This is a genomic window from Xanthomonas sp. SHU 199 (assembly GCF_000364665.1).
GTDB classification, from domain to species: Bacteria; Pseudomonadota; Gammaproteobacteria; order Xanthomonadales; family Xanthomonadaceae; genus Xanthomonas_A; species Xanthomonas_A sontii.
The window spans coordinates 1-11,175 of the sequence record NZ_AQOI01000677.1; the positions used below are offsets into that span (position 1 = coordinate 1).

8 protein-coding genes are annotated in these 11,175 nt (G+C 67.3%); 3 read left to right on the forward strand and 5 right to left on the reverse strand.

Features of this window, described 5'->3' with window-relative positions:
• Positions 1-159 precede the first annotated feature (159 nt).
• The 3 genes from D183_RS0119325 to D183_RS0119335 all read right to left on the reverse strand — a co-directional run bounded on the left by D183_RS0119325 (position 160) and on the right by D183_RS0119335 (position 5,666).
• Complete coding sequence (locus D183_RS0119325) at positions 160-1,212, reverse strand: glycosyl hydrolase family 18 protein (protein WP_017910450.1); 1,053 nt, start codon at positions 1,210-1,212, stop codon at positions 160-162.
• A complete protein-coding gene (locus D183_RS0119330; protein ID WP_017910451.1) occupies positions 1,212-2,906 on the reverse strand; it encodes an alpha-L-fucosidase in 1,695 nt (564 codons plus the stop codon). Before D183_RS0119330 ends, D183_RS0119325 begins: the two co-directional genes overlap by 1 nt.
• A gap of 99 nt (positions 2,907-3,005) precedes the next feature.
• Positions 3,006-5,666, reverse strand: coding sequence for a TonB-dependent receptor (locus tag D183_RS0119335; protein WP_026144664.1), 2,661 nt, complete (start codon positions 5,664-5,666; stop codon positions 3,006-3,008).
• Between the two features lie 873 nt (positions 5,667-6,539).
• On the opposite strand from D183_RS0119335, the gene D183_RS0119340 reads away from it, so the two are divergent.
• Positions 6,540-7,562: a glucokinase family protein gene (locus tag D183_RS0119340; protein WP_026144665.1), complete on the forward strand. Its 1,023-nt coding sequence runs from the start codon at positions 6,540-6,542 to the stop codon at positions 7,560-7,562.
• A gap of 165 nt (positions 7,563-7,727) precedes the next feature.
• On the opposite strand, the gene D183_RS0119345 is transcribed toward D183_RS0119340, so the two are convergent.
• Positions 7,728-8,459, reverse strand: coding sequence for a 16S rRNA (uracil(1498)-N(3))-methyltransferase (locus D183_RS0119345; RefSeq protein WP_017910454.1), 732 nt, complete (start codon positions 8,457-8,459; stop codon positions 7,728-7,730).
• On the reverse strand, positions 8,450-9,841 hold the full coding sequence (bioA, locus tag D183_RS0119350) for an adenosylmethionine--8-amino-7-oxononanoate transaminase (RefSeq protein WP_026144666.1): 1,392 nt from the start codon (positions 9,839-9,841) through the stop codon (positions 8,450-8,452). The genes D183_RS0119345 and bioA overlap by 10 nt, the downstream gene beginning before the upstream one ends.
• A gap of 74 nt (positions 9,842-9,915) precedes the next feature.
• Between bioA and nudE the strand changes: the two genes are divergently transcribed.
• Complete coding sequence (gene nudE / locus D183_RS0119355; protein ID WP_026144667.1) at positions 9,916-10,470, forward strand: ADP compounds hydrolase NudE; 555 nt, start codon at positions 9,916-9,918, stop codon at positions 10,468-10,470.
• Positions 10,467-11,175 (forward strand): 3'(2'),5'-bisphosphate nucleotidase CysQ (gene cysQ / locus D183_RS0119360; protein WP_017910457.1); only part of this gene is annotated, 709 nt, incomplete at its 3' end. The genes nudE and cysQ, both read left to right, overlap by 4 nt.

An 11,175-nucleotide genomic window follows, 5' to 3' on the forward strand; every position in this document is an offset into this window, starting at 1 on the left:
GGCGGTGCGGCAATCGGGGGTGTGCACCCACTGCAGTCATCGGTCTACCTCAAGCGATCGAGATGCGTATCGTAGAGGCTGTGAGGTAGCCTGAGGTGAGCGCGGCGCGTTCGCTGCGCGCCGCGTGCCCCCCGTGTCGCATCTCGGTCGTGTGGCCGCTCAGCGCGCCGCGGTCGGCAGTTCGTCCCAGACCTTGGGATCTTCAGCGCCCAGCACCCAGCAGCTGAAGCCTTCCAGACCGTACTGCTTGGTCAGCTCGTAGCGGGCGCGGAAGCTGCGCGCATCCGGGCGGAACACCCATTCGCGCATGTCGTCGCGGTAGAAGTAGAACCATGATTCCTGCTCCACCGGGTCCCATTGCACGGTGGCGTGCTGCTCTTCCGCCAGCGGGAACGATTCGTCGGCGTCGATGTAGTCGGCGGTGATGTTCGAGGCCTCGGTGCCGTCGGCCTTGACCGGATTGCCGGTGTACCAGCGGTAGCCGTAGGTGGCGATGCCCAGCGATAGCTTGTCCTTCGGCACCTGGGTCAGCGCGTAGTCCAGGTGCTTCTTCATCCACACCATGCCGTCGACCGGGCCGGGCGTGGTCCAGCGGGTGTGCTGGTCGTAGGTCATCAGGCTGATCAGGTCGGCCGAAGCGCTTAGCGCCTTGAGGTCGTAGGCGCCGCGCCAGTACTCCCACATCCACTTGGCGAAGGCGCCGCCTTCGGCATAGCCCGGGGCATTGGGCACCACCGCCACCGACAGCTTGAAGCCGGCCTTGTGCAGCGCCTCGGCGGTCTGCTTGACCATCAGCGAGTAGGCGTCGCGGTCGGTCCAGGCGATGCTCTCGAAATCGAACTGGAAGCCGTAGTAGCCATGCTTGCGGCCGTGGATCAGCAGCGCCTGGATCATGCGCTGCTTGGCGTCCTCGTCGTGCAGCAGCTTGTGGAAGCCCTCGCGCCCGGCGGTCATCGACAGGATCGGCATCACCCGCAGCTTGTGCTGCTTGGCGATCTCGTACAGGTACATGTTCGGGGTGCCGTTGACCAGGCCGCTCTGGTCCACGCCGTACCAGGTCGGCACCACCACGTCGATCTTGTCGAGGTGGGCCAGGAACGAATTGGTCGATTTCTGCGTGTTCATCAGATAGAACAGCGCGGTCGGGTTCTTGGCCATGGCCGGCCCGCAGGCCAGGGCGAGGGCGAACAGCAGCCCTGCGAAACGCTTCATCATCGGGAGGGATCCGTTGGCGGAGTGGGGGAGGACAGGTCGATGCGGAATACGTAGGCGTGTTCGCCCACCGGCTTGGCCGGCAGGCGCAGGTGCAGGCCGTCGGCGCGCTGCTCGAACGGCACCGGCTTGCCGCTGGCGAGCAGGGTGACGCCGCGCACGCCATCGGCCGGCTTCAGCGAGCGGATCAGTGCCTGGCCGTCGGCCGGCCAGCCCAGCTCGATCGCGTACAGCGCGCCGTGGCCGGTGGTGAAGCGGAAATCCTCGGGCGTGTACGGCTTGGTCTTGGTGTCCTGGAAGGTGCCGCCGACCACTTCGGTCGGGCCTTCGCCGTAGCTGCGCCACGGCGTGCTGTCGTAGATCGCCTCGCCGTTGGTCTTGAGCCACTGGCCGATCGACAGCAGGATCGTGCGTTCGGTGTCCGGGATCGAACCGTCGGCGCGCGGGCCGATGTTGAGCATCAGGTTGCCGTTCTTGCTGACCACGTCCACCAGCATGTGGATGATGAAGGTCGGCGTCTTGTAGGTGTCGTTCTCGACATAGCCCCACGAGGCGTTGCTGACCGAGGTGTCGGTCTGCCAGTGCGTGGGATGGATGCCGGTGAGCTGGCCGCGCTCGATATCGAGCGTGCCGGCACCTTCGGGGAAGGCGCCGAGCTTGTAGTTCACCACCACGCCGCCCTTGGCCGCGCCGTGGTTGTAGTAGTACGAGAGCATCGTCGGCAGGGTGCCGCGGAAGGTCGGGTGCGCGATCCACCAGTCGAAATAGATCAGGTCCGGGTCGTAGCGGTCGATCAGTTCGGTGGTGCGCGCCAGCCAGTCGTCCAGCCAGGCCTGCGACACCGGGGTCCAGTCGTTGGTGACGTCGGCGTCGTCCTTGCCCGGCAGGCGCACCTGCGCCGGGCCGTACAGGCCGGCGTAGCGCGGGTCGTTGACGTCCGAGTCGAACTGGCGGCCGCCGTCGAAGAACCAGTCGTGCTCGGCGCGGTGCGAGGACAGGCCGAAATGCAGGCCCTGCGCGCGGATCGCCTTGGACAGCTCGCCGAGCACGTCGCGCTTGGGACCCATCTTGACCGCGGTCCAGTCCGACAGCTGCGAGTCGTACATCGCGAAGCCGTCGTGGTGTTCGGCCACCGGCACCACGTAGCGGGCGCCGGCGTCGCGGAACAGCGCGGCCCAGGCCTGCGGATCGAACTGGGGCGCGGTGAACAGCGGGATCAGGTCCTTGTAGCCGAAGCGCGACTGCGGGCCGTAGGTTTCCCGATGGTGCAGGTAGTCCTTGCTGCCCTGCTGGTACATGTTGCGCGAATACCACTCGTTGCCGAAGGCCGGCACCGAGAACACGCCCCAATGGATGAAGATGCCGAACTTGGCGTTGTCGTACCAGGACGGCGAGCGGTACTGCTTGAGCGAGGTCCAGTCGGGTCGGAACGGTCCGCCGCGCGCGCCATCGTTGGCTTCGCGCACCAGCCGCGCGCGTTCGGGCGCGTACTTGGCGGTGGCCTGCAGCCACTGCTGGTCGATCTGTTCCGGACTGAGGGTGGTGGCGGTGGGCGCGGTCGGCGACGGCGCATCCGCGGCGCCGGCGGGCAGGGCCGTCAGCGCGAGCATGAGGGCCAGCGCGCTGGCCAGGGTCTGGCGTGCGGCTCCGGCGTGGCGGGATCGGTCCGCACGGGGGCGGGTCTCGGTCGTCATGGAACGGCACTCCTTGTTGCAGAAGACGATGCCGGCGCCGCCGCGCCGGACACGAAAAAGCGCGCCACCGTGGAGGGACGGTGGCGCGCCGGTGCTACATCAGAACTTGAAGTTCAGCTGCGCCTGGTAGCCGCGGCCGTTCTTGTACATGCCGATCGGCGCGTACTTGACCTCGTTGTACCAGTAGTACGTCGAGTCGAGCAGGTTGGTCGCGCTGAAGCTCACGCTCATCCAGTCGTTGATCTCGTACGAGGCGGTCAGATCCAGCTGCTTGTACTCGTCGGTGAACACCTGCGAGTTCAGGCGGCCGACCTGGGTGAAGTACTTGGAGCGGTAGCTGTAGTTCAGGCGCACCATCCACGGACCGTTTTCCCAGTAGGGGATCACGTTGTAGGTGTTCTTCGACAGGTACGGCAGGTTCAGGCCGGTGCTGGCGTCGGCGGTGGCGTAGGTGTAGTTCGCCTGCAGACCGAAGCCGTAGCCGAAGGCCTGCTGGTAGTTCAGCGAGGCGCCCTTGACCTTGGCGTCGGAGGCGTTGATCGGCGAGGTTACCGTGAACAGGCCGCTCACGCCGCTCACCGCATCGGTCAGCTGCTGCTGCGAGGTGGTGGTGACGATGTACGAGCTGATGTCGCGATAGAACAGTTCCGCCGACAGCATGCTGGACGGGGCGAAGTACCACTCGGCGGCCAGATCGTAGTTGGTCGACTCGTAGGGCTTCAGGTCCGGGTTGCCGCCGCTGGCGGTCAGGTTGCCGTTGCTGCTGTTGATGGTGAACGAGCCGGCCAGGTCGCCGTAGCGCGGACGTGCCATCACCTTGGCCACGGAGAAGCGCAGCACCTTGTCGGTATCCAGATCGTAGGCCAGGTTGAAGCTCGGCAGCGGCTTGTAGTACTGCTTGCTCACCTGGGTCTGGTTGTAGGTGGCGCCGCCATCGGCGCTCTGCCAGTACAGCGACTTGTCCTTGGTGTCGACATAACGCACGCCCAGGTTGCCGCGCCACGCGCCGGACTCGAAGTTCAGCTGCGCGTACAGGTCGCTGGTGATTTCCTTGACGTCGAACGAGGAGCCGTAGTCGCGGTTGTACGGACCCTGCGGCTGGCCGCGCAGGTAGCTGATCACCGAGTTGAGGTTGGCGGTCGGCCAGTTGGTCAGGTCGCCGCTGGCGCCCAGGCCGTCGTACAGACCGCTCGGGGTGGTGCCGGGGCTGAAGTCGGTCAGCGAAATCGCATTGGTGGTGTTGATGCGGTTGCCGCGGGCGTCGACGCCGTTGTCGTGGTTGATGTACTTGTAGCCGAGCTGCAGCTTGTTCAGCGGGCCCCAGTCCAGATCGCGGGCGGCGTCGAACTGGAAGTACTTCTCCTTGTCCGTGCTCTTGGCGTAGTAGATGCCGCCGGCCTGCATCGCCGAAGCGGCGGTGGAACCGGGCGCCAGGCCGGCCGGCGAACCGACCAGACCCCAGTTGGCGGCACTGGCGTTGTCGTAGTTGACGTCGGTGTGGCTGCCGTCGTAACCGAAGTTGTAGCCACCGTCCTTCAGCAGGAACTTCATCAGGTATTCGGGGTTCTTGCCGCCGGTGGCCTCGGTGGTGCCGACCTGTGAGGTGAACACCCACTTGTCGCCGTAGAAGTCGTGGCGCAGGTTCAGGCTCTTGGTGGTGACGGTGCTTTCGCGGTAGTTGGTGTCCAGCTGCGCATACGGCTGCTTGCCGTTGCCGGCGCCGTCGGTGACCGTGGCCTGGGTGATGTAGCCGTTCTGCACGGTCGCGCTGGTGATCTTGTCCTGGTCGCCGCAGCCCGGGCAGACGTAGCGCGATTCGCTGAAGTTGTTGTACTTGCCCTTGATGTAGATGCCGGTCAGGTTGAATTCGTTCTGATCGTTCGGCTTCCACTGCAGCGCGCCCTGCAGGCCGTTGCGCTCGCGGGTTTGCTGGAAGAAGGCGCTGTTGATGCCCACCGGGATCTTGGCGGTCGCGACGTTACCACCGTCGCCGGAGATGCGCGCGGTCGGCGGGATGCCGGCGCCGGTGTTGTAGCCGAAGAACTCGATGCCGGCGCGCGACAGATCCTGCTTGTCGTGGGTGGCGGAGATCAACGCGCCGAAGGTCTCGTCGTCGTTCTTCCAGCTCCACAGCGCCGAGCCGCGCGGATTGCCTTCTTCCGAACGGTCGTTGTAGTTGTAGCCGATCGAGCCGCGGATGGTGTTCTTCGGCAGGTCCAGCGGCTTGCGGGTGTGCACGATCACGGTGCCGCCGATCGAGCCTTCGTCGATGCGGGCTTCCGGGGTCTTGTAGACCTCCATCAGGCCGATGATTTCCGGCGACAGCAGGGTGTAGTTGAAGGTGCGGCCGCTGGTGTCGGTCGGGTTGCCGCCCCAGTCGCCCGAGGCGATGGTCTGGCCATTGAGCAGCACGCGGTTCAGCGCCGGGTCGGTGCCGTTGATGCTGACCTTCTCGCCTTCGCCGAACTGGCGGTCCACGCTGATGCCCGGCAGGTGCGCCAGCGACTCGGCGGCATTGGTGTCCGGAAACTTGCCGATGTCCTCGGCGCTGATCGCATCGACGATGGAGTTGGCCGAGCGCTTCACCGACTGGCTCTTCTCCAGCGAGGCGCGGTAACCGGTGACGGTGATGGCATCCAGCTGCTGGACGTTCTTGGAATCCGCGTTGGCGGAAGCGGGCGCTTCCTGCGCGGCGGCGTTACCGGACAGGTACAGCGCGGCCATGATGCTGAGGGCTAAGGTAGTGGTGCGGCTATTCATTGGCTAAACCTCTGGGTGAGTACTTGGGCATGAGGTGCCAACCGATGTTCCGGCGTGCTGGCCGCTGCCCGGCCTTGTGGATGGCGCCGCGCCTGGTGGCGCTGCGCGGATCGCATCTCGATGCGCGTCGTCCGGTCGCTGACGCGGAAGTAGCCAACCGGCGGCATCGAGGGCGCCAGTCCTTCCTGTGTTCCTGCAGGTAACAACCAAGTCCAGCAATACAGCAGTGCACCTTGTCGCCTGATCCGGACGCCGCTGCGTCCGGCCCGGCTCGGGGCGTGGTTTCGTCGGTTCGGGGATGCCGGTCGCAGCGTCAGCGCGCGTCCTGCCACTTGGCGCGGGAGGAGCGGCGATGCGTCGCTGTGTCTGAATCCCCTGAACGTGGCATGTCTTGAAGTTGTAAAACTTGTGTGAGCCGAGTCTGTCGTAGCGCTGACAGCGTTGTCAACACCCGTTTCACGTGGTTTTGACGAATGCAGGCAAGGCTCGCCGCGGCATCTTTCCGGAGGCTTTCGCGGCCCTTCCGTCGCGTCTCCTAGGTGCTTGTCTACAAAAGAAAACATGCCCGCGGATGGGTGCAGCGGGCCTGCGTTGGCCGCGAGGCCCTGGTGTGGCAGGCGCTGCCGGTTGGCCGCGCGTGTGGCAGAAATTTGTGCGATGCGGCGAAATTTTGCGACGGATGTTCACCCATGCAACGCGCCATGCGATCGACCACTCGAACGGCCGGGCGATCCGGCCGATGAAGTCGCAGTGGTGAAGACAAAACGACAAACGGGTGAAATTCACCTTGACAACGTTGTCAAGGTGGTCCGACACTCGATCGATCAATCTGCCGAATCGGCGTGCGCCTGCTCTGGCGCAACGGGAGAAGATGTGTCCGCAAGCAGTTCATCAGTGGCAGCGGCCGTGCCGCGCGCCGAGCCCTTCATTGCTGCCGATGTCGGCGGAACCCATGTCCGGATCGGCCTGGTCTCACGCGCTGCCGGTGCCGGCCCGGCGCCGTCCGTCGATGTGCTGGACTATCGCAAATACCGCTGCGCCGATTACCCCGGTCTGGCCGAGATCATCGGCGAGTTCCTGGGCCAGGTGCAGGGGCCGAAGCCGACCCGTGGGGTGATCGCCAGCGCCGGTTACGCGCTCGAAGATGGTCGCGTCATCACCACCAATCTGCCGTGGACGCTGTCGCCGCCGGAAATTCGCGAGCGGCTGGGCCTGAAGGCACTGCATCTGGTCAACGATTTCGAAGCGGTGGCGTATGCGGCCGCGTCGATGGACGCCAGCGAAGTGCTGCATCTGACCGGGCCGCGCAAGGCGCAGCGCGGGCCTGCGCTGGTGATCGGTCCGGGCACCGGTCTCGGCGCCGCGGTGTGGATTCCGACCCAGGGCGGCGCCATGGTGCTGGCCACCGAGGCCGGCCATGCCGCGCTGCCGATCGGCAACGATCTGGAACTGGCGCTGGCGCAGCGGCTGTTGCGCGATCGCTCCTATGTGCCGATGGAGCATTTCCTGTCCGGCCCCGGGTTGCTCAATCTCTATCGCGTGCTGTGCGAGCTGCGTGGCGCCACGCCTGCGCATGTCGCACCGAGCGACATCACCGCGGCTGCACTGGCCGGCGACGATGCGCTCGCGCACGAGGCGCTCTCCGCGTTCTGCGGCCTGCTCGGCAGCGTGGTCGGCGACATGGCGCTGCTGTACGGCGTGCAGGGCGGCATCTATCTGGCCGGCGGCTTCCTGCCGCAGATCGGCGCGTTCCTGTCCGCCAGCAGCTTCGTCGAGCGCTACTTGAACAAGGGTGCGATGCGTCCTGCGCTGGAGCAGATCCCGGTGAAGCTGGTCGAGCATGGCCAGCTCGGGGTGATCGGCGCGGCGAACTGGTTCCTGCAGCAGCGCCACTGAGCGGCCCGGCGCGGCGATGGCCGCGCCGATAGGCGGCGTCCCGCAACGCCGGTGCGGCGTGCCTGGCGTGCCGTAGCGCGTCGACACATATATATGTCCCATGCCTGCGGCGCCTGCGTTGCGGTGCCGCTGTCTACAGCGTCATCGCTTGTCGCTTGCCTGAGCTCACACGTCGCCGTGATGCGCCTGCAGCGCCGCGATCGCGGCCAGGCCGGCGGTTTCGGTGCGCAGGATGCGTGGTCCCAGGCGCAGGCCGACGAAGCCGGCGGCCTCCAGCGTGGCGCGGTCGCGTGGCGACCAGCCGCCTTCCGGGCCGATCGCGATCGTCGCCGCAGCGCCGCCGATGGTCAGCGAACGCAGGCGGTGTTCGCCCTGCGGATCCAGGATCAACCGGCAGGGGCTGTTCGCCGCGGCGCGCGCCGCATCGGCCAGCGCCAGCGGCGCGCTCAGCTGCGGCACGCGCGCGCGGCCGGACTGTTCGCAGGCCGAGATCACCACGCTGCGCCAGTGCGCCACGCGCTTGTCCACCCGCGCCGCATCCAGCTTCACTTCGGTGCGCTCGGCCCACACCGGCACGATCGCGGCGACGCCGAGTTCGGTGGCCTTCTGCAGGATCAGGTCCATCTTCTCGCCGCGCGCCACGCCCTGCAGCAGGGTGATCGCCAGTGGCGACTCGTTGTCGACCGGCTGCGCCGCGCCGATGCGCACGCTCGCGTTGCGCTTGCCGGCCTGCAGCAGTTCGGCGGGGTAATCGCAGCCGTCGCCGTTGAACAGCACGCAAGGATCGCCCTCGCGCAGCCGCAGCACGCGCAGCAGGTGGTTGGCGACGTCTTCCGGCAGGCTCAACTCGGCGCCGGCGTGCAGCGGCAGCTCCACATGGCAGCGGGTCAGGCGCATGCCACCGCCTCGTCGATCGCCGCCAGCGTGGTCTCGGCCAGTAGCGTCAACTGCTCGGCGTCCACGCAGTACGGCGGCATCCAGTACAGCACGTCGCCCAGCGGGCGCAGCACCACACCGCGTTGCAGCGCGGCACGGTAGGCGTGCAGGCCGACGCGTGCGGACACAGGGAAGGGCGTGCGCTTGTCGCCGTTGCGGGTGAGTTCGAACGCCACCACCATGCCGGCCTGGCGCACGTCGGCCACGTGCGGATGCTCGGCGAACGGCGCCGACAGTGCGCGCATGGTCTCGGCGGTGCTGCGGTTACGCGCGATCACGTCGTCCTCCTGCAGGATCCGCAGCGACGCCAGCGCCGCGGCGCAGGCCAGCGGGTTGCCGGTGTAGCTGTGCGAATGCAGAAAGGCGCGTTCGCGGCTGTCGTCGAGGAAGGCGTCGTACAGATGCTGGGTGGCCAGCACCGCCGACAGCGGCAGGAAGCCGCCGGTCAGGCCCTTGGACAGGCACAGCAGGTCCGGCATCACCCCGGCCTGCTCGCAGGCGAACAGGGTGCCGGTGCGGCCGAAGCCGGTGGCGATCTCGTCGGCGATCAGGAACGCGCCGTTGGCGTCGCACAGTTCGCGTGCCCGGCGCAGATAGGCCGGATCGTGCATGCGCATGCCGCCGGCGCATTGCAGGCGCGGCTCCAGGATCACCGCGCAGATCTCGCCGGGATGGCGGTCGAACAGGTCGGCCAGCGCATCGGCGGCGACATCGGCGCGTTCGCGCGCGCTCTGTCCCGGTTCTGCCTGGTACGCGTCGGGCGAGGGCGCGAACAGCGCCTCGGCCAGCAGGGGCGCGTACACCCGCCGGTACAGCGGGATATCGCCGACCGCCAGTGCGCCGATGGTCTCGCCGTGGTAGCCGTTCTCCAGCGCGACGAAGCGGGTGCGCCCCGGTTCGCCGCGGTTCTGGAAATAGTGGAAGGCCATCTTCAGCGCTACTTCCACGCCGGCCGAGCCGTTGTCGGCATAGAACACCTTGGCCAGCGGCGCGCGCCCTTCCTGGCGCGGCGCCAGCGCCAGCAACTGCTCGGCCAGCAGCACCGCCGGTTCGTGGCTGAAGCCGGCCAGCATCACCTGCTCCAGCTGGGAGGCCTGGGCGGCGATGGCCGCGGCGATGCGCGGTTCGCCGTGGCCGAACAGGTTGGTCCACCAACTGCTCACCGCATCCAGGTAGCGGCGGCCGCCGTGGTCGATCAGCCAGGCGCCTTCGCCACGGGCGATCGGGACCAGGGGCAGGGTGTCGGGGTGCTCGCGCATCTGCGTGCACGGGTGCCAGAGCACGGCCAGATCACGCGTGCGCCACGCCTCGGCCATCTGTGCTGCGGTCAGGTCTGATAGCATTTCGCGCTCATGAACAGGTTCTTCGCTCCGCGCATTCTATCGATCGACGCCGTCCGGCGCCGCAGGGTGCCGGCGTGACCCGTCGATTGCCGGTCATCCATGCCGTGCGCGAGCGCAGCGAATCGGCCGCCGAGCGCCGGGTCGAGGAGCTGGACCTGGAGTTCAGCAACGGCGAGCGCCGCGTGTTCCACCGGCTGAAGGCGCCGGGTCATGGCGCGGTGGTGGTGGTGCCGATGCTGGATGCGCAGACCGTGCTGCTGGTGCGCGAATACGCTGCCGGCGTGCATCGCTACGAACTGGGGCTGGTCAAGGGCCGCATCGACGCCGGCGAGACCCCGCTGCAGGCGGCCGACCGCGAACTCAAGGAAGAGGCCGGCTACGGTGCGCGGCAGTTGCGCGTGCTGCGCGCGATGACCCTGGCGCCGACCTACATGAGCCACCAGTCGTGGCTGGGGCTTGCACAAGATCTCTATCCCGAACGACTGACCGGCGACGAGCCGGAGGAATTGGAAGTGGTGCCCTGGAAACTGGCTGAACTGGATCAACTGATGTTGCGTGAAGATTTTTCCGAGGGGCGTTCGCTGGCGGCGCTGTTCATCGCCCGCGAGTGGCTGGGTCGCGCCGAATGATCCGTCTCACCAGTGATTTGCGCGAAACCGTGATCGCCATCGCCATCGATGCCGCCGCGGCCATCATGTCCGTCTATGCCACCGGCTTCGAGGTGGAGCACAAGGCCGATACCAGCCCGTTGACCCAGGCCGACCTGGCCGCGCACCAGATCATCGTCGAAGGCCTGGAGCGGCTGACCCCGGACCTGCCGGTGCTGTCCGAGGAATCGGCGCAGATTCCGTGGGAGGTGCGCGAGCACTGGACCACCTATTGGCTGGTCGACCCGCTCGACGGCACCCGCGAGTTCGTCAAGCGCAACGGCGAATTCAGCGTCAACATCGCGCTGATCCACCAGGGCGCGCCGGTGTTCGGCGTGGTCCAGGCGCCGGTCGATGGCCGCGTCTGGCATGCGGTGCGTGGCGAGCAGGCATACCGCCGCGAGGGCTTCCGCGACACCGCGTTGAACACCCGGCGGCCGGCCACGGCGCCGCTGCGGGTGGCGGCGAGCCGCTCGCACCGCGACGCGCGTACCGACGCGCTGTTGCAGCGCATGGGCGAGATCGAACTGGTCGCGCAGGGTTCGTCGCTGAAGTTCTGCCGCATCGCCGATGGCGACCTGGACGTGTATCCGCGCTTCGGCCCGACCTCCGAATGGGACACCGCCGCCGGGCAGTGCGTGCTGCAGGCCGCTGGCGGCGCGCTGCTGGCCGCCGCGACCGGCAAGC

Excerpts from the sequence above, each read along its gene's own strand:
- D183_RS0119325 (WP_017910450.1), bottom strand. The coding sequence starts at position 1,212 with ATGAAGCGTTTCGCAGGGCTGCTGTTCGCCCTCGCCCTGGCCTGCGGG.
- D183_RS0119330 (WP_017910451.1), bottom strand. The coding sequence starts at position 2,906 with ATGACGACCGAGACCCGCCCCCGTGCGGACCGATCCCGCCACGCCGGA.
- D183_RS0119335 (WP_026144664.1), bottom strand. The coding sequence starts at position 5,666 with ATGAATAGCCGCACCACTACCTTAGCCCTCAGCATCATGGCCGCGCTG.
- D183_RS0119345 (WP_017910454.1), bottom strand. The coding sequence starts at position 8,459 with ATGCGCCTGACCCGCTGCCATGTGGAGCTGCCGCTGCACGCCGGCGCC.
- bioA (WP_026144666.1), bottom strand. The coding sequence starts at position 9,841 with ATGCTATCAGACCTGACCGCAGCACAGATGGCCGAGGCGTGGCGCACG.